Origin of the sequence: Streptomyces chryseus (assembly GCF_014650755.1) — a bacterium.
In the GTDB taxonomy this organism is placed as follows: domain Bacteria; phylum Actinomycetota; class Actinomycetes; order Streptomycetales; family Streptomycetaceae; genus Streptomyces; species Streptomyces chryseus.
Map to the genome: position 1 here is coordinate 223617 of NZ_BMVO01000002.1, position 18327 is coordinate 241943.

18 protein-coding genes are annotated in these 18327 nt (G+C 73.0%); 14 read left to right on the top strand and 4 right to left on the bottom strand.

The genetic code is table 11. The features are described 5' to 3' along the window. Positions 1-103 precede the first annotated feature (103 nt). Entirely contained in the window at positions 104-1099 is a 996-nt protein-coding gene (locus IE185_RS05640) for a hypothetical protein (RefSeq protein WP_229843361.1), read from the top strand. Beyond that, the gene (gene mycP / locus IE185_RS05645; protein WP_189714747.1) at positions 1096-2412 is read left to right on the top strand and encodes a type VII secretion-associated serine protease mycosin; all 1317 of its coding nucleotides are present in this window, start codon (positions 1096-1098) and stop codon (positions 2410-2412) included. Before IE185_RS05640 ends, mycP begins: the two co-directional genes overlap by 4 nt. Here the strand turns inward: mycP and IE185_RS05650 are convergent. After that, positions 2347-3039 carry a serine hydrolase gene (locus tag IE185_RS05650; RefSeq protein WP_308432727.1) on the bottom strand — a complete coding sequence of 231 codons (693 nt, stop codon included), beginning with the start codon at positions 3037-3039 and terminating at the stop codon, positions 2347-2349. The genes mycP and IE185_RS05650 overlap by 66 nt on opposite strands. Positions 3040-3121: 82 nt before the next feature. On the opposite strand from IE185_RS05650, the gene IE185_RS05655 reads away from it, so the two are divergent. After that, positions 3122-3856 carry an SseB family protein gene (locus tag IE185_RS05655; protein WP_189714751.1) on the top strand — a complete coding sequence of 245 codons (735 nt, stop codon included), beginning with the start codon at positions 3122-3124 and terminating at the stop codon, positions 3854-3856. A gap of 9 nt (positions 3857-3865) precedes the next feature. On the opposite strand, the gene IE185_RS05660 is transcribed toward IE185_RS05655, so the two are convergent. Continuing rightward, positions 3866-4228 carry a DUF1844 domain-containing protein gene (locus tag IE185_RS05660; protein WP_138898716.1) on the bottom strand — a complete coding sequence of 121 codons (363 nt, stop codon included), beginning with the start codon at positions 4226-4228 and terminating at the stop codon, positions 3866-3868. 380 nt (positions 4229-4608) lie between these two features. Between IE185_RS05660 and infC the strand changes: the two genes are divergently transcribed. From infC to IE185_RS05710, 10 genes are all read left to right on the top strand, one after another. Continuing rightward, a complete protein-coding gene (gene infC, locus IE185_RS05665; protein WP_229843375.1) occupies positions 4609-5274 on the top strand; it encodes a translation initiation factor IF-3 in 666 nt (221 codons plus the stop codon). Between the two features lie 129 nt (positions 5275-5403). Then, positions 5404-5598 (top strand): 50S ribosomal protein L35, encoded by a 195-nt coding sequence (rpmI, locus tag IE185_RS05670; protein ID WP_138898715.1) that lies wholly within the window; start codon positions 5404-5406, stop codon positions 5596-5598. Between the two features lie 104 nt (positions 5599-5702). Continuing rightward, positions 5703-6089, top strand: a complete 387-nt coding sequence (gene rplT, locus IE185_RS05675) for a 50S ribosomal protein L20 (protein ID WP_138898714.1) — start codon at positions 5703-5705, stop codon at positions 6087-6089. A 126-nt stretch (positions 6090-6215) separates the two neighbouring features. Then, entirely contained in the window at positions 6216-7070 is an 855-nt protein-coding gene (locus IE185_RS05680; RefSeq protein ID WP_138898713.1) for a TrmH family RNA methyltransferase, read from the top strand. 128 nt (positions 7071-7198) lie between these two features. Beyond that, the gene (locus IE185_RS05685) at positions 7199-8356 is read left to right on the top strand and encodes a sensor histidine kinase (RefSeq protein ID WP_138895634.1); all 1158 of its coding nucleotides are present in this window, start codon (positions 7199-7201) and stop codon (positions 8354-8356) included. A gap of 115 nt (positions 8357-8471) precedes the next feature. Then, positions 8472-9623, top strand: a complete 1152-nt coding sequence (gene pheS, locus IE185_RS05690) for a phenylalanine--tRNA ligase subunit alpha (protein ID WP_138895633.1) — start codon at positions 8472-8474, stop codon at positions 9621-9623. Then, positions 9623-12151 (top strand): phenylalanine--tRNA ligase subunit beta, encoded by a 2529-nt coding sequence (pheT, locus tag IE185_RS05695; RefSeq protein ID WP_138895632.1) that lies wholly within the window; start codon positions 9623-9625, stop codon positions 12149-12151. Before pheS ends, pheT begins: the two co-directional genes overlap by 1 nt. A 187-nt stretch (positions 12152-12338) precedes the next feature. Further along, positions 12339-13427 (top strand): PP2C family protein-serine/threonine phosphatase, encoded by a 1089-nt coding sequence (locus IE185_RS05700; RefSeq protein WP_138895631.1) that lies wholly within the window; start codon positions 12339-12341, stop codon positions 13425-13427. Between the two features lie 270 nt (positions 13428-13697). Beyond that, positions 13698-15038, top strand: a complete 1341-nt coding sequence (locus IE185_RS05705; protein WP_138895630.1) for an NsdA family TPR-like regulatory protein — start codon at positions 13698-13700, stop codon at positions 15036-15038. Between the two features lie 51 nt (positions 15039-15089). Continuing rightward, on the top strand, positions 15090-15620 hold the full coding sequence (locus IE185_RS05710; protein ID WP_138895629.1) for an NUDIX hydrolase: 531 nt from the start codon (positions 15090-15092) through the stop codon (positions 15618-15620). Positions 15621-15643: 23 nt separating this feature from the next. On the opposite strand, the gene IE185_RS05715 is transcribed toward IE185_RS05710, so the two are convergent. Both IE185_RS05715 and IE185_RS05720 read right to left on the bottom strand, forming a co-directional pair. Continuing rightward, on the bottom strand, positions 15644-15901 hold the full coding sequence (locus IE185_RS05715) for a hypothetical protein (RefSeq protein WP_138895628.1): 258 nt from the start codon (positions 15899-15901) through the stop codon (positions 15644-15646). 148 nt (positions 15902-16049) lie between these two features. Next, the gene (locus IE185_RS05720) at positions 16050-16910 is read right to left on the bottom strand and encodes a 3-hydroxybutyryl-CoA dehydrogenase (RefSeq protein WP_138895627.1); all 861 of its coding nucleotides are present in this window, start codon (positions 16908-16910) and stop codon (positions 16050-16052) included. 170 nt (positions 16911-17080) lie between these two features. Here IE185_RS05720 and IE185_RS05725 point away from each other — a divergent pair, with 170 nt between their 5' ends. Beyond that, entirely contained in the window at positions 17081-18325 is a 1245-nt protein-coding gene (locus IE185_RS05725; protein ID WP_138895626.1) for a glycoside hydrolase family 10-like protein, read from the top strand. The last annotated feature ends 2 nt before the right edge of the window (positions 18326-18327 follow it).

Sequence of the window (18327 nt, forward strand, 5' to 3'; positions counted from 1 at the left end):
GCCGTCCGCCCCCGCCTCGTCCGCTGCCGGCAGCGCGGACGCGCCCGCCGGGCCGCCGCGCCGCCCCGCGCCGCCCGCCGCGCCCCAGCGCCACCCCGGGCCGATGCCCCCGCCCGCCGTCCCCCGTCCGACCCCGGCCGAGACCACCGCGCGGCTTCGCCCCGTGCCCGCCGCCCCCGGGCCGCTGCCCGCGCAGGTCCCGCCGCCGCCCGCGACTGCGCCCGTGACGCCGCCGCCCGGTGCCCCCGCCGCGCCCCGGCCCGCCCACTTCGCCGCGCCCCGGCACTGGGGGGCACCGGAGGCGCCGGCCGAGACGACCACCCGGCTGCGGCCGGTCCGCACCCGGCGCCCCGCCCGTGTGGCCGCCGCCGCGGCCTGCCTCGTACTCGGCGTCGGACTGATCGGCGGCGCCGTCACCGGGAGCTGGCTCACCGGCGGCGCGGACGCCGAGGCCGCCGCGCCCACCGGTTACGCCGAGGCGCGCGGCCTGTGGCACAGCACCCCCGTGAACAAGCTCTTCCCGCCCACCATCAAGGGCGACGGCGCCGGCCCCGGCGGCGCCGACCGCGTCTGGACGCGCGTCGCGGTCGCACCCGACAGCGGCTGCGCGAAGGCCCTCGACCCCCTGCTGCTCAAGGCGCTGGAGCCGGTCGGCTGCCTGCGCCTGCTGCGCGCCACCTACAGCGACGCCACCACCAGCAGCGTCACCACCGTCGGCATGCTCTTCACCGAGGCGGACGCCCCGGCCATGCAGGCGCTGCGTGCCCGCTTCAGCAACGAGGGGCTCGCGGACCGCACCGACCTGATGCCCCGCACCTACCCTGCCGAGGGCACCGTCGCCGCCGGCTTCGGGGACCGGCAGCGCGCGAGCTGGACGGTGCGCGTACTCACCGACGTGCCCGTCGTGGTGTACGCCGTCTCCGGCTTCGCCGACGGCCGCGCCGTCGCCGACCCGCAGCCCGCCGGCCGGGCCACCGTCGCCGGCGCGACGAACGCCCCCGCCCAGGCGGGCCTCGGCCACGAGGCGAAGGGCATCGCCGACCGCGTCGAACGAGGTCTGCGCAAGACCGCACAACCGGCCACGGAGCCGCCCCGATGAACCACCCGACCGCCACCACCGGCACGCCGCCAACCGCGCCCCGCACCACCGGCACGCCCGACGCCGCACCCCGCCGCACCCCCGCCCCGCAAGCGGCCGCGCGCCCGGCGCGGACCACCGGCCCCGCCCCCCGCCGCGCCGCCCCGCGCGCCCTGGCCGCCGCCCTCGTGGCCGCTGCGGTCGCCGTGCTGCCCGCCCCGGCCGCGTACGCCGACAGCATCCGCGCCCAGCAGTGGGCGCTCGACGCACTCCACACCGACGAGGCGTGGCGTACGACCAAGGGCGAGGGCGTCACCGTCGCCGTGCTCGACACCGGCGTGGACGGCAGCCACCCCGACCTCGAAGGCCGCGTACTGGAGGGCAAGGACCTCATAGGCTTCGGCGCGGGCAAGGGCGACCGCGCCTGGGCCCGCCACGGCACCGCCATGGCCGGGATCATCGCCGGTCACGGCAGCGGTCCCGGCCGCTCCGACGGCGTCGTCGGCATCGCGCCCGAGGCGAAGATCCTCCCGGTCCGGGTGATCCTCGAAGGCGGTGACCCGGCCCGCAAGCGAGCCCGCAGCACCCGGGGCAACGCACTGGCCCAAGGCATCCGCTGGGCCGCCGACCACGGCGCCGACGTCATCAACCTCTCCCTCGGCGACGACAGCAAGTCCGCCCACCCCGAGCCCGCCGAGGACGCCGCCGTCCAGTACGCCCTGGCCAAGGGCGCCGTCGTCGTCGCCTCCGCCGGCAACAGCGGCGAGGAGGGCGACCACATCTCGTACCCCGCCGCCTACCCCGGCGTGATCGCGGTGGCCGCCGTCGACAGCTCCGGCACCCACGCGTCCTTCTCCACCAGCCGCTGGTACGCGACCGTCAGCGCCCCCGGCGTCGACGTGATCATCGCCGACCCCGACCGCCGCTACTACGAGGGCTGGGGCACCAGCGCCGCCTCCGCCTTCGTCTCCGGCGCGGCCGCCCTCGTCCGCTCGGCGCACCCCGACCTGACCCCCGCCCAGGTCAAGAAGCTCCTGGCGGACACCGCCCGCAACGCACCCGAGGGCGGCCGCGACGACGCCCGCGGCTACGGCTTCGTCGACCCCGCCGCCGCCCTGGAGGCCGCCGGCAGGCTCCGCCCGGCGCACCTGCGACCGGCCTCGGCCCCGCACGGCGGGAAGTACTTCGGCGCGGGTCCCGACCCGGTGCGCGAGGCCGGCGAACCGGCAAGCTGGTTCGCCCCGGCCGCCGGCGGCGTCGGCGCGCTCCTACTGGCCGGCGCGGTGGCCCTGTGGCGCACCAGCCGGCCGACGGCCTCCCGCCACTTCCACTGACGTCCGCTCCACCACCGCGATCCCCGCCTCCTTCGTGGCGTGCCCCTCGGACAGCACGGCGATCAGCAGCGCCCGCCCGCCCGGCGCCCGGACCCGCCCGACGCTGTGCACGGCCCACAGCCCGGTGGCGTCCCGCGTCATCCATCCGTTCTTCAGCGCGGCGCCCCGGCCGGCCGCCGACACACCCCAGTCCTGCCCCGGCACGACCTGCCCCATCAGGGCCGTGAGGTAGGCACGGGAGTGCGCGTCCAGCACGCCGGGCCCGTCCGCGTCCCCGTCGTCGAACACCGCCCGCAGCAAAGCCACCTGATCCCTCGCCGTGGTGCGCGTACGTCCCCACGCCCGGTCCGCCGACGTCTCGGTCAGGCCGAGCCGCGCGTGCGCCGCGTCCAGCCCCGCCGGGCCGCCGATCGCGGCCCACAGCGCCGACGCCGCGTCGTTGTCACTGCGCCGGATCATGGCCTCCGCGTACGCCCGCTCGGCCGGACCCGGCCGCCGCCCCTCGTCCTGCGCCCGCAGCAGCAGCGCCGCGAGGACGCCGACCTTGACGACGCTCGCGGCGGGAAAGCGCCCGGCCCCGTACACGGCGGTTTCCGGGCCCCCGCACGGGCGGACGGCGGCCGACACGACACAGGAGGCATCCACAGCCGGTGCGGTGCCCACCGGCCCCGTGCGGAAACCCCCGCCGCCCGGCGGATAGTCTCGTGGCGTGGCGCTCAAGAACATCCCGGACCCCGGTTTCTCCGAAGACGACGGCACGGCCGACCCGCGGCTCACCGCGGCGCTCGCAGCGTGGGCCGAGGACCCGGCGGCCGAGCCGCAGGTGCTCGCGGCGCTGGCCGGCGCCCGGCTCCTGGTCCCCGTCGTCGCCGTGCTCGGCGAGGCCGAGACCGACGAGGAGACCGGTCTGCGGCGCGAGAAGACCAGCGACATGGCCGTGCCCACCCTCCAGGCGGGCGAACGCCGCGCGCTGCCGGCCTTCACCTCCACCGCGTCCCTGGCCCGCTGGAACCCCGAGGCGCGCCCCGTCGCCGTACCCCTGCACCAGGCGCTCCAGGCCGTCGCCCACGAGCGGGCCGACACGCTGGTCCTGGACCTGGCCGGCCCGGTGCCCTACCAGCTGACCGGGTCCGCACTGCTCGCCGCCGCCGAGGGCCGCACCAGCGCGGTGCCGCTCGACGACCCGGCCGTCACCGAGGCGGTACGGGCGGCTGTGGCCGCCGAGCCCGCCGTGCTGCGCGCCCACCTCGGCCCCGGCAGCGCCGACGGCACCCTCGCGCTCGTCCTCGCCCCCGGCGCCGAACCGGCCGGGGCGGCCCGCCGCGTCGCCGGGGCCCTGGCCGCCGACGAAACGCTGAGGGCCCGCCTGGTGCGCGGCCTCGACCTGGCACTGCTGCCGGCCGGTGCCACGCCTCCCGGCGAGCCCCTGTTCGTACGCGGATAAGAAGGCCGGTCAGCCGTACACCGGGCCCGTGTACTTCTCGCCCGGGCCCTGGCCGACCTCGTCCGGCACCGCCGACGCCTCGCGGAACGCCAGCTGCAGCGACTTCAGCCCGTCGCGCAGCGGCGCCGCGTGGAAGGAGCTGATCTCGGTCGCGCTGGCGTCCAGCAGGCCGGCCAGCGCGTGCACCAGCTTGCGGGCCTCGTCGAGGTCCTTGTGCTCGTCGCCGTCCTCGGTGAGGCCGAGCTTCACGGCGGCGGCGCTCATCAGGTTGACCGCCACCGTAACGATCACCTCGACTGCCGGGACTTCCGCGATGTCGCGCGTCATGGCGTCGAAGTCGGGAGATTCATTGGGGGAGGTCGCGTCACTCATGACGCACACGATATGCCCCCGCCCAGCGGCGGCCCCGGCCCGACCGGGGTCGCCGCTCCCCGGCGGAGCTGCTAACCTTGTGTAACGACCGGCCGGACACCTCTGTGCCCGGCCCACAAGTGGAGGCTCCGATCTCCCACCTGGCTGTCCTCACGGACGGCGGGTCACCGGTCAAGCGGTCCCCATCGTTCCGTACGGACGATGGAGCGCCGCTCGATGTGCGCCCCGCGGTTGATGCGCGGTGGTGCTCCGGTATTTCCAGGAGCCCCGCCTGTGTTCCCGTCCGGGGCATTTTTCATGGCTCCCTGAGGTTGGTCTCACGAAACAGACGTTACGCGGCTGTCTGCCAGACAGTCGTGTGGTGCTACTGAGGAGGATCCATCAGCGCTGAGCCCCGCATTAACGACCGGATTCGCGTTCCCGAGGTGCGACTCGTCGGACCCAGCGGCGAGCAGGTCGGCATCGTGCCCCTTGCGAAGGCCCTGGAGCTTGCGCAGGAGTACGACCTTGACCTGGTCGAGGTCGCGGCGACCGCCCGTCCGCCCGTGTGCAAGCTCATGGACTACGGGAAGTTCAAGTACGAGTCGGCCATGAAGGCCCGTGAGGCGCGCAAGAACCAGGCGCACACGGTCATCAAGGAAATGAAGCTCCGGCCGAAGATCGACCCGCACGACTATGACACCAAGAAGGGTCATGTCGTCAGGTTCCTCAAGCAGGGCGACAAGGTCAAGATCACGATCATGTTCCGTGGTCGTGAGCAGTCCCGCCCCGAGCTCGGCTTCCGACTGCTTCAGCGTCTGGCTTCGGACGTCGAGGACCTTGGCTTCATCGAGTCGAATCCCAAGCAGGACGGCCGGAACATGATCATGGTTCTCGGCCCGCACAAGAAGAAGACCGAGGCCATGGCCGAGGCGCGCGAGGCCCAGGCGGCCCGCAAGGCCGAACGCCAGGGCAACGCCCCCGACGACGCCGAGCAGGCCGAGTCGACGGACGAGGTCACCGAGGCTCCGGCCGAGGCGCAGACCGAGACCCCTTCCGAAGCGTGATCCGCGGGGCTGCCATCCAGGCGGCCCCGGGTTCGGCCAGGAAGCCCCAGCCCCCATATCACTGACTGACGCTCCCGCTCTCCGGTACACGTACCGGGGGAGCGCCACTGACGAGGAGAGAACGGCGCTATGCCGAAGAACAAGACGCACAGCGGTGCCAGCAAGCGCTTCAAGATCACCGGCTCCGGCAAGGTCATGCGCGAGAAGGCCGGCAAGCGCCACCTCCTGGAGCACAAGTCCTCCAAGAAGACCCGCTCGCTGACCGGCGCTGTCGTGGTGTCCCCGGCGGACGCCCCGAAGATCAAGAAGCTTCTCGGCAAGTGACGTCGAGGCTCCGGGCGACCGGAGCCCCTCGTCGGACCGACCGAGACCAATACGTTTCCGGGCCGTGTGAGTTCACCCGCGGCCCCGCTACAAGGAGTTAACAAGTGGCACGCGTCAAGCGGGCAGTCAACGCCCACAAGAAGCGCCGGGCAATCCTCGAGGCGGCCAAGGGCTACCGCGGTCAGCGTTCGCGCCTGTACCGCAAGGCCAAGGAGCAGGTCACCCACTCCCTGGTCTACAACTACAACGACCGCAAGAAGCGCAAGGGCGACTTCCGTCGGCTGTGGATCCAGCGCATCAACGCCGCTGCCCGCGAGAACGGCATGACGTACAACCGCCTCATCCAGGGTCTGAACGCCGCCAACATCGAGGTGGACCGCAAGATCCTGGCCGAGCTCGCGGTCAACGACCCGAACGCGTTCGCCTCCCTCGTCGAGGTCGCCCAGAAGGCGCTCCCGAGCGACGTCAACGCCCCGAAGACCGCCGCCTGATCTCAGGCAGCAGCTCTTCGTCCACCGGACCCGCAGGCGTGCGCCGCCTGCGGGTCCGGTGCGTCGTACCGGACGTGCACGACCCCTTTCGTACGCAGAGATACGCAGAGAAGTGAGCCGCCGACCATGGGCACCCCCGAGCTGATCTCCCCGCGATCCCCGCGCGTCACCGCCGCCAAGCGGCTGGCCAAGCGGAGCTTCCGCGGCAAGGAGCGCCGGTTCATCGCCGAGGGGCCGCAGGCCGTGCGCGAGGCGGTCGAGCACCGCAGCGACGGCGAGCCGACGCTGATCGAGCTCTTCGCCACCGCCGAGGCCGCCGAGCGGTACGACGACATCGTCTCCGCCGCCCGCGCCGCCGGGGCCCGGGTGCACCCGGCTCCCGACGAGGTGCTCGCCGAGGTCTCGCAGACGGTCACCCCGCAGGGCATCGTCGGCGTCTGCCGCTTCCTGGACTCGCCCTTCGAGGACATCCTCGCGGCGAAGCCCCGGCTCGTCGCCGTCCTGGCGCACGTCCGGGACCCCGGGAACGCCGGTACGGTGCTGCGCTGCGCGGACGCCGCCGGAGCCGACGCAGTGGTCCTCACCGACGCCTCCGTCGACCTCTACAACCCCAAATCGGTCCGCGCCTCGGTCGGTTCGCTCTTCCACCTGCCGGTCGCCGTCGGCGTCCCCGTCGAGCAGGCCGTCAGCGGGCTGAAGGGCGCGGGTGTGCGCATCCTCGCGGCCGACGGCGCGGGCGACGACGACCTCGACGACGAACTCGACGCGGGCACCATGGGCGGGCCCTCCGCCTGGGTCTTCGGCAACGAGGCCTGGGGCCTGCCGGAAGAGACCCGGGCGCTCGCCGACGCCGTGGTGCGCGTCCCGATCCACGGAAAGGCCGAGAGCCTCAACCTCGCCACGGCCGCCGCCGTGTGCCTGTACGCCTCCGCGCGTGCGCAGCGCGCTTCCGGAGGGTGCCGCAGCGTCACCTCCAGCTAGTAGGGTGGCGGGCTCGGGGGCGGGCTCTCGGCTTCTCCCCCCGCGCTCTCGGCTTCGCTCGCGCGGGGAGGGACCCCCTTGAGCGGGGAGGGACCCCCTCCGCCATTCGGAAGAGGTGGGATACGGGGATGGCTGTCGGCACGAGCGGTCCGTCCGGGGCGAGCGAGGCTTTACCGCGTCCGCACGCGGAGCTTCCGTACGCCGAGCGGCCGTACGCGGAGGACGGACACGGGATCGACCCCGACGACCTCCCCGACGGCCTCGTCGTCGCGGACGAGAGCGGCCGCGTCGTCTGCTTCAACGCCGCCGCCGCGCGGATCACCGCCACCCCCAGGGAAGCCGCCCTCGGCCGGCCCCTGGAGGCCGCGCTGCCCCTGGAGGACCTGGAGGGCCGGCGCTGGTGGAGCCTGACCGACCCGTACGGCGGACTCGCCATCCGCGCCGGGCAGCCCGAGCGCAACCTGCTGCTGCCCGGCGGCCGCGAGGTGCTGGTCTCCGCGCGGTACGTGCGGCGTGAGCCGACGGGACCCGTGCGGCGGGTCGTCGTCTCGCTGCGCGGCACCGAGGCCCGGCGCCGCACCGAGCGCAGCCACGCGGAACTCATAGCCACCGTCGCGCACGAGCTGCGGTCCCCGCTGACCTCGGTCAAGGGGTTCACGGCGACGCTCCTCGCCAAGTGGGAGCGCTTCACCGACGACCAGAAGAAGCTGATGCTGGAGACCGTCGACGCGGACGCCGGCCGGATCACCCGGCTGATCGCCGAGCTGCTCGACATCTCGCGCATCGACTCCGGGCGTCTGGAGGTGCGCCGGCAGCCCGTGGACCTGCCCGCGGCCGTCGGCAGGCACGTCCAGGCGCACCTCTCCAACGGCCAGCCCCCGGAGCGCTTCCTGGTCCGGGTCCACCAGCCGCTGCCCGATTGCTGGGCAGACCCGGACAAGATCGACCAGGTGCTCGGCAACCTGCTGGAAAATGCGGTGCGGCACGGCGAGGGAACGGTCACCATCGAGGTGGGCGCAGCCCCGCTCAAGACCGCCGACCACGCAGCGAAGGGAACAGCCGTGACCGTGAGTGACGAAGGCGCCGGCATTCCCGAGGAGTCGATGGGGCGCGTCTTCACCCGGTTCTGGCGGGGCAGCAAGCGCGGCGGCACCGGCCTGGGGCTGTACATCGTCAAGGGCATCGTCGAGGCGCACGGCGGCTCGATCACCGTCGGCCGCGGGCCCGGCGGCGGCGCCGAGTTCCGATTTATCCTGCCCGTCGGCGCTCCGGCCTATCTCGCCTGAGCGGCCCACGGGCTTCTTCACCCCTCGCGGCCTTTAGACTCGACCTTTGGCACCTTTGCGTCCTCAGTCGTCGAGCGGGGGCCACGCCACCAGCCAATCGGAAGTACGGGAAGAGATGTCCGCACCCAATAAGTCGTACGACCCTGTTGAGGTCGAGGCGCTGAAACCGGAAGAGATCGAGCGCATGCGGGACGAGGCGCTCGCCGCCTTCGACGCCGCGGCGGATCTCGACGCGCTCACCCACGCGAAGACCGCGCACACCGGCCCCACCTCGCCGCTCTCGCTCGCCAACCGTGAGATCGGCGCCCTGCCGCCGGCCGCCAAGGCCGAGGCGGGCAAACGCGTGGGCATGGCCCGCGGCGCCGTGAACAAGGCCCTCGCCGCCCGCCTCGCCGTTCTGGAGGCGGAGCGGGACGAGCGCGTGCTGGTCGAGGAGGCGGTGGACGTCACGCTGCCGTACGACCGTGTCCCTGCCGGCGCACGGCACCCGCTGACCACGCTGATGGAGCGCGTCGCCGACGTCTTCGTCGCCATGGGCTACGAGGTCGCCGAGGGCCCCGAGGTCGAGGCGGAGTGGTTCAACTTCGACGCCCTCAACTTCGTCCCGGACCACCCGGCGCGCCAGATGCAGGACACCTTCTTCGTCCAGGCTGCATCCGACAGCGGCTCCGCCGCGGGGTCCGGGCCGAAGTCCGACGAGTCCGGTGTCGTCCTGCGCACGCACACCTCTCCCGTCCAGGCCCGCGCGCTGCTCGACCGTGAGCCGCCCGTGTACGTCGTGTGCCCCGGCCGCGTCTACCGCACGGACGAGCTCGACGCCACGCACACCCCGGTCTTCCACCAGATCGAGCTGCTCGCCGTCGACGAGGGCCTCACCATGGCCGACCTCAAGGGCACCCTCGACCACATGGTCCAGGCGCTCTTCGGCGAGGGCATGAAGACCCGGCTCCGCCCGAACTACTTCCCGTTCACCGAGCCGTCCGCCGAGATGGACATGGTCTGCTACGTCTGCCGCGGCGAGTCCGTCGGCGACCCGGACCGTCCCTGCCGCACCTGCGGCAGCGAGGGCTGGATCGAGCTGGGCGGCTGCGGCATGGTCAACCCGAAGGTGCTCACCGCCTGCGGCGTCGACCCCGCGAAGTACAGCGGATTCGCCTTCGGGTTCGGCATCGAGCGGATGCTCATGTTCCGCCACAACGTAGAAGACATGCGAGACATGGTCGAGGGTGACGTCCGGTTCACTCGGCCCTTCGGGATGGAGATCTGATGCGGGTCCCGCTTTCCTGGCTGCGGGAGTACGTCGATCTCCCCGCCACCGAGACCGGCCGTGACGTGCAGGCCAAGCTCGTGTCCGCGGGCCTGGAGGTCGAGACGGTCGAGCAGCTCGGCGCCGGCCTCAAGGGCCCCCTGGTCGTCGGCAAGGTCCTCACCATCGAGGAACTGACCGAGTTCAAGAAGCCGATCCGCTTCTGCACCGTCGACGTCGGCACGGCCAACGGCACCGGCGAGCCGCAGGAGATCGTCTGCGGCGCCCGCAACTTCGCCGTCGGCGACAAGGTCGTCGTGGTCCTGCCCGGCGCGGTCCTGCCCGGCGACTTCGCGATCGCCGCGCGCAAGACGTACGGCAAGACCTCGCACGGCATGATCTGCTCCGGCGACGAGCTGGGCATGGGCGACGACGGCAGCGACGGCATCATCGTGCTGCCGCCCGAGTACGAGGTCGGCACTGACGCCATCGAGCTGCTCGAACTCGTCGACGAGGTGCTCGACATCGCCGTCACGCCCGACCGCGGCTACTGCCTGTCGATGCGGGGCGTCGCCCGTGAGGTCGCCACCGCGTACGGACTGCCGCTGCGGGACCCGGCGCTGCTCGACGTGCCCGCGCCCAACTCGTACGGCTACCTCGTGAAGATCGCCGACCCGCGGGGCTGCGACCGCTTCACCGCGCGGACGGTCGTCGGCCTCGACCCCGAGGCCCGCTCGCCGATCTGGCTGCGCCGCCGGCTGCAGAAGGCCGGGATGCGTCCGATCTCGCTCGCGGTCGACGTCACCAACTACGTGATGCTGGAGCTCGGCCAGCCGCTGCACGCGTACGACCGGTCCCGCATCGACGGACCGATCGGTGTGCGCCGCGCCGAGCAGGGCGAGAAGTTCACGACGCTCGACGGCACCAAGCGCGTCCTCGACGCCGAGGACCTGGTGATCACCGACAACCGCGGCCCGATCGGGCTCGCGGGCGTCATGGGCGGCGCCAACACCGAGATCGCGGACTCCGTGCCCGACCCGGAGACGGGCACGGTCAGGGGCACCACCGAGGTCGTCATCGAGGCGGCGCACTTCGAGGCGCTCTCCGTCGCCCGTACCGCGCGCCGGCACAAGCTCGCGTCCGAGGCGTCCAAGCGTTTCGAACGCGGCACCGACCCGCAGGCCGCCTCCGCGGCGGCCCAGCGGACCGTCGACCTGCTGGTGCTGCTCGCGGGCGGCACCGCCGAGGCGGGTGTCACGGAGGTCATCGCGCCCTCCGCGCCCCGCACGATCTCCATGCCGGCCGACCACCCCGACCGGGTGGCCGGTGTCGACTACGGCCGGGAGACCGTCGTACGCCGCCTCCAGGAGGTCGGCTGCGACGTGTACGGGCAGGACGAGCTGGTCGTGACCGTGCCGTCCTGGCGCCCCGACCTGTCCTTCCCCAACGACCTGGCCGAAGAGGTCATCCGGCTGGAGGGGTACGAGAACCTCCCGTCGACCCTCCCGACGCCGCCCTCGGGCCGCGGGCTCACCGAACGGCAGCGGCTGCACCGCCGCGTCGGGCGCGCCCTGGCCGGGGCGGGCTACGTCGAGGCGCTGAACTACCCGTTCATCGGCGACGCCGTCCTCGACCAGCTGGGCCTGGACGCCGACGACGCCCGCCGCCGTACGGTCAAGCTGGTCAACCCGCTCTCCGACGAGGAGCCGGCGCTGCGCACCACGCTGCTGCCCGGCCTCCTCGGCGCGCTGCGCCGCAACGACGGCCGCGGCTCGCACGACCTGGCGCTCTTCGAGACCGGCCTGGTCTTCCGGCCGACCGGCGACGAGCACAAGGCCGTGCGGCTGCCCGTCGACCGGCGCCCGACCGACGAGGAGATCGCCGGTCTCGACGCCACGCTGCCGCGCCAGCCGCACCGCGCCGCCGTCGTCCTCGCGGGCGCCCGCGAGCAGACCGGCTGGTGGGGCAAGGGCCGCCCGGGCACCTGGGCGGACGCCGTCGAGGCCGCTCGCGTCCTCGCCCGCGAGGCCGGGGCCGAGCTCGTCGTCCGGGGCGACCGGCACGCGCCGTGGCACCCCGGCCGCTGCGCGGCGCTGTACGTCACGGTGAACGGCGAGGAGACCCTCGCCGGGCACGCCGGTGAGCTGCACCCGCGCGTCATCAAGGCGCTCCACCTGCCCGAGCGCACCTGCGCCATGGAGATCGAGATCGACGTACTGGAGCAGGCGGGCACCGGCGTCCTGCGGGCCCCGCGGATCTCCGCCTTCCCGGTGGCGACCCAGGACGTCGCGCTCGTCGTCTCCACCGACGTCGCCGCGGCGGACGTCGAGGCGGCGCTGCGCGAGGGCGCCGGTGAACTCCTCGAATCGCTGCGGCTGTTCGACGTGTTCACGGGTGAGCAGCTCGGCGGGGGCAAGAAGTCGCTCGCCTACGCGCTGCGCTTCCGCGCCGCCGACCGCACGCTGACGGTCGACGAGGCCACGGCCGCGCGTGACGCCGCCGTCGCGCTCGCCGGCGAGCGCACGGGCGCGGTGCTGCGCGGGGCGTAACACCCGGTGCCGCGGTAGTACGGAGGGGCGTGTCCGGAGTCACGGGCACGCCCCTCACTCATTCGGGTGAGAAGTGGGGGCGAGGTACGCAAACAGGTACGGACGGTCGACACAATCATTCCGGCCGACGAGGGCCAGCGTCGTACAGGCAGCGTGGTACAGGGCCAGGGCCTAGGGGGCCGTCGGGATGATCCGTACAACAACCTGGCGGGGCGTGCGGCGCGCGTGCGCTCCGCACGTGCGGCGAGCCCTGGTCTTCGGGCTCCCCGCCGTCTGGCTCGTCGCCGCGACCGTCTGGGAGCTGACCTGCCCGTTCCACTCGCACGACGGGATGGCCCCGCGCTTCGTGACCTGCGCGGCCTTCCTGGCGCTGGTCGCCTACCTGCTGACGAGCGTACGGCTCGGCCCCGTCCGGGAGTTGCGCCGGACCCGCGAGATCGCGCGCGCCGCCCAGCAGGTGCTGCTGCGGCCGCTGCCGCCCCGGCTGGACGGACTCGCGCTCGCCGCCGGGCAGCTGTCCGCCAGCCGTGGCGCGACCGTCGGCGGCGATCTGTACGAGGCGGTGGCCACCGTGCAGGGGGTGCGCGTGGTCATCGGCGACGTACGGGGCCACGGGATCGCCGCGATCGGGGCGGTGGCCGCGCTGCTCGGCAGCTTCCGGGAGGCGGCGCACGACGAGGCGGACCTCGCGGGCGTCATGCGGAAGCTGGAGCGGGCGCTGCGACGGCACCTGCGCGAGAGGGCGCGCTCCGAGCACCCGTCGGTGAGCGGCACCGATCCGGACAACCCGCTGGCCGAGGAGTTCGTCACCGTACTCCTGCTGGAGATCCACGAGGACGGCGAGGTACTGGCGCTCAACTGCGGCCACCCGTGGCCCTACCGGCTGCGCCGGACCGCCGAGCCGATCGCGGGCGGGGACGTGCTGCCGCCGCTCGGCCTGTTCCCGCTGCCCGACGGCCTGGCCGCCCGCCGGTGCACGCGCCTGCTGTCCGGCGAGGCGCTCGTCCTGCACACCGACGGGGCGGAGGACGCGAGGAACGCCGCCGGGGAGTTCTTCAGCCTGCGGCGCGCCCTCACCCAGGCCGCGGCGCTGGGCTCGCCGGTCTCACCGGCCGTGGTGGTGCAGCGCGTGCACACGGCGCTGCTGCGGCACACCGGCGGGCGGCTCGCCGACGACGTCGCGCTGCTCGTGCTGCGCAACGACCGCAGCCGCGTGCCGGCGCAGCCCGGGGATCAGGGGCTGCGCCGCTGGCGCGCGGAATCCTCCCATCGGTGACCGGCCGTCGCTCCGGACCCATTGGTACGGCTCCGTCCGCCCTGCCGCGGAGTGTCGGGCAGACCGGCAGGGCGGACGGAACGGGATCGGGCCGCCGCACTGTACGAGGGGGAGCCGGCGGCCCGGCCGCCTCCAGGGAGGCAAACCGAAGTCAATCGGACACGGGCGCACGGCGGGAGAGCACGCGGGGCCCGACCGCGGGCACTTGGTTCACACCCCGTGTGAACGAGGCTCCATTACGCTGACTCCACCGAGCCACCGGAGAGGCCCATGCAGCCGAATACCCTGCTCGACGCCCTGCTCGACGAAGCGGGCATCTCCAATGCCGGCCTCGCCGCCCACGTGAACCAGGCGGGCAGTGCGCGAGGTCTGGCGCTGAGATACGAACACACCGCCGTGGCCCGCTGGTTGAAGGGCCAGCGCCCGCGTGGCCAGGTGCCCGACCTGATCTGCGAGGTCCTCGCGGCCCGGCTGCACCGGCCGATAACGCTGGACGACATCGGGTTCGGCATGCCCGGCGAGGCGGCGATGCCGCACGGCTCCCCGCTGACCGGCTTCGTGGAGCGGGCGACCGCGCTGTGGCGCTCGGACGAGCAGCAGCGGCCGCACATCCTCGGCGCCCCGGCGGTGACCGGGACGCCCGCGGTGATGCCCGTGTGGGAGTGGGAGAACCCTCCCGAGGACGCCGACGTCTCGCGCAAGGGGCAGACGCGCGTCAGCGTCGCGGACATACAGATGCTGCGCGCCGCGCGAGCGCACTACGAGCTGATGTACCGCAAGGCCGGGGGCGTGGCCACCCGGGCGCGCGTCGTGGGCTTCCTCAACGCCGAGACCGCCCCGCTGCTGCGCGGAAGTTACTCCAACGCCATGGGCCGCCACCTGCACCGCGCGACGGGCGGCCTGGTGGCGGTGGCGGGGATCTGCGCGTACGACTCGGACGCCCAGGGGCTCGCCCAGCGGTACTTCCACCAGGCCCTGCGGCTCGCGAAGGCCAGCGGGGACCGGGGGCTGGGGGCGTACATCATCGCGCTGCTCGTCAACCAGTCGCTGTTCATGGCCGAGTACCGGCAGGCCGTGGCCTTCGCGGAGGCGGCCCTGCGCACGGCGGGCAGCCAGATCACCCCGGCGCTCGCCGCCGACCTGCACGCGATGCAGGCCAAGGCGTACGCGCACCTCGGCGACAGCAAGAACGCCCTGTGCTGCATCCGGCGTGCGGAGTCCGAGGCGGAGTCCATCAGACCGGGCAGCGAACCGGACGAGACGGGCTACGTCCAGCCGGGTCTGGTCAACGTGCAGGTGGCCGAGGCGCTGCTCAGCCTGGGAGATCTTCCGGCGGCCCGCGAGCACGCGGACGCGGCGGTCGGCACTCCCGCGCACGACCGGGGCCGCGTGCACCGGCTCGCCATGCTCACCCACATCGAGCTGCGGCAGGGCAAGGCCGACCGGGCGGTGGAGATCGCCACGGAGATGGCGCAGCGCGCCCAGGGGATGGAGTCGCAGCGGTTGCGCGACCGGTTGCGGGCGGTGCGCGAGCATCTGGTGGGGAGCGGGTGCTCCGGTGCGGACGAGGCGGCCGAACTGATCGACGGGGCGCTGCGCGTTCCCCTCTGACCGTCCTCCTGCTGCGATGTTGCCATCTACTTGTCGGAAGGTGGCAAAACAGTGCAGTGGACGAACCTAAGCGAACAGACTGTGTACAAGAACCGATGGTTCCGGATCAACCTCGCGGACGTCGAACTCCCCGACGGCCGACACCTCGACCACTTCGTCATACGGCTGCGCCCGGTGGCCGTGGCCACGGTCGTCAACGAGGCCAACGAGGTGCTGATGCTCTGGAGGCACCGGTTCATCACCGACAGCTGGGGCTGGGAGCTGGCCGCGGGAGTCGTCGAGGACGGCGAGGACATCGAAACCGCGGCGGCCCGCGAGATGGAGGAGGAGACCGGCTGGCGGCCCGGGCCGCTGCGCCATCTCCTCACCGTCGAGCCGTCCAACGGCCTCACCGACGCCCGGCACCACCTCTACTGGGCGGACGAGGCGACGTACACCGGGCATCCCGAGGACGACTTCGAGTCCTCACGACGCGAGTGGGTTCCGCTGAAACTGGTCCCCGACATGGTGGCCCGGGGCGAGGTCCCGGCCGCCAACATGGCGGCCGGGCTGCTGATGCTGCATCACATGCGCCTCGGCTAGAGGCCGGCCGGCCCCCGCTCCCCCTAGCGGCCGACGGCCTGCCAGACGGTCACCGCCAGCGCTCCGGCGGCGGTGAGCGCCGAAACGGTGGGCAGCGGCCAGCGGTTGTGCTCCAGGGCCGTCACCCGCGCGGCCAGGCCGTCCAGATCGCCGTCGGCCTGGTCGTCCCGGTGGGCCAGCAGTGCCAGCTGCCCGTCGATCCTGGTGAGCCCCACGTCGAGGCAGCGACGTAACTCGGCGTACTCCTCGACGACCACGGTCTGATCGGTGTCGATACTCACGGTCCGCTCCTTCTCTCGACAGGGCCGTCCGGCGGCCCTGTGCAGGTGCCACAGAGCCAACTCGCCCTGTGGCCACGGCGGGAGCGTGTGTGCGGGGCATATGCGGGTACGCCCCGCACACTCCGTGCGAATCGCGGCTCGGAACGGCTCAGGAGTACGGGTAGAAACCGGAACCCGTCTTGCGTCCCAGCCGGCCCGCGTCCACCATCCGCTGGAGCAGCGGGGGAGCGGCGTACAGCGGCTCCTTGTACTCGTCATACATCGAGTCGGCGACCGAGGCCACCGTGTCCAGGCCGATCAGGTCCGCGAGCTTGAGCGGGCCCATCGGGTGGGCGCAGCCCATCTCCATGCCGTTGTCGATGTCCTCGCGGCTCGCGATGCCGGACTCGAACATCCGGATCGCCGAGAGGAGGTACGGGATGAGGAGCGCGTTGACCACGAAGCCCGAGCGGTCCTGGGCGCGGATCGCGTGCTTGCCGAGCACGTTCTGCACCACGGCCTCGGCGCGCTTGATGGTCTCCTCGGAGGTGGTCAGCGCCGGGATCAGCTCGACGAGCTTCTGCACCGGGGCCGGGTTGAAGAAGTGGATGCCGATGACCTGGTCCGGGCGGGAGGTCGCGACGGCCAGCTTCACCAGCGGGATCGAGGAGGTGTTGGAGGCGAGGATCGCGTCCGGGCGGGTCACCACCTGGTCGAGGACCTGGAAGATCTCCGTCTTGATCGACTCGTTCTCGACGACGGCCTCGATGACGAGGTCGCGGTCGGCGAACTCGCCGAGGTCGGTCGTGAAGCTGAGGCGGGCGAGCGTCTCGTCGCGCTCCTCAGCGGTGATCTTGCCGCGCTCGGCGGCCTTCGAGAGGGAGTTGTAGAGCCGGGTGCGGCCGATCTCCAGGGCCTCGCCCGTGGTCTCGGCGACCTTCACCTCGAGGCCGCTGCGGGCACACACCTCGGCGATGCCCGCGCCCATCTGGCCGCAGCCCACCACTCCGACGCGCTGCACATCCGCCATGGAGTCCGTCACATCGTGCCTTTCGCTGATCAACAGTTCGGCAGGCATCCGGCCGTACCGGTGCCCGCCTCGGCCCCCGACGTTACTCCGGACCTACGTGTGCGTGAGGGGCCGGGGCGGGCATGCTCTGCGGATACGGCGGGACGTATGCACCTAGTAAGGGGCGACATATGGTTCAGATCCGGCGAAGAGGGTTGTTGGCGGCGGTCGGAGCGCTGTCCGTGCTGGCGGTCAGCGGGGACGCGGCGACGGCCTCGCCCGTGCGGCGCGGGAAGCCGAAGCGCGAGCTGCGCGGGATGTGGCTGGCGAGCGTCGCCAACCGCGACTGGCCCTCCAGGGCCGGCCTGACCGCCAACGAGCAGAAGGCCGAGCTGCTGGCCCACCTGGACACGGCGGTACGGCGCAGGCTGAACACGGTGGTCTTCCAGGTGCGGCCGACCGCCGACGCGCTGTGGCCCTCGCCGTACGAACCCTGGTCGCAGTACCTCACCGGCGTACAGGGCAGGGACCCGGGCTGGGACCCGCTGGGGACGGCGGTGGAGGAGGCGCACAAGCGGGACCTGGAGCTGCACGCCTGGTTCAACCCGTACCGCGTGGCCAATCACACGGACCCCTCGCGGCTCGTGGAGTCGCATCCGGCGCGCGTCCATCCGGACTGGGTGCTGCCGTACGGCGGGAAGCTCTACTACAACCCGGGGCTGCCGGAGGTCAGGAGCTTCGTCCAGGACGCCATGCTCGACGCCGTGGAGCGCTACGCCGTCGACGCCGTGCACTGGGACGACTACTTCTACCCGTACCCGGTGGCCGGGCAGGTCTTCGACGACGACGAGGCGTACGCGCGCCACGGCGGCGGGTTCCCGGACAGGGCCGCGTGGCGGCGCGACAACACGGACCGGCTGGTCAGCGAGACGGCGGAGCGGATCAAGGCGGTCAGGAAGAAGGGCAGGAAGGTCCGCTTCGGGATCAGTCCCTTCGGAGTGTGGCGCAACGCCGCGACCGACCCGCTCGGCTCACCGACCCGGGCGGGCGTGCAGACGTACGACGACCTGTACGCCGACACCCGCAAGTGGGTGCGGGAGGGCTGGATCGACTACATCGTGCCGCAGCTGTACTGGAACATCGGCTTCGAGCCCGCGGACTACGCGAAGCTGGTGCCGTGGTGGGCGCGGACCGTGCGCGGCACCGGCGTCGACCTGTACGCCGGCGAGGCGCTCTACAAGGCCGGCGACCCCGCCCAGCCCGCCGCCTGGCAGGACCCCGCCGAACTGTCGCGCCATCTGACCTTCGCCGAGGACTTCCCGGAGGTGCGGGGGCATGTCTTCTTCTCGGCCAAGGAGGTCGCGGCCGACCGCATCGGGGCGATGGCCCGGGTGGTGGCGGACCACTACCCGGGCCGGGTACGGCCGCCCGCCTGACG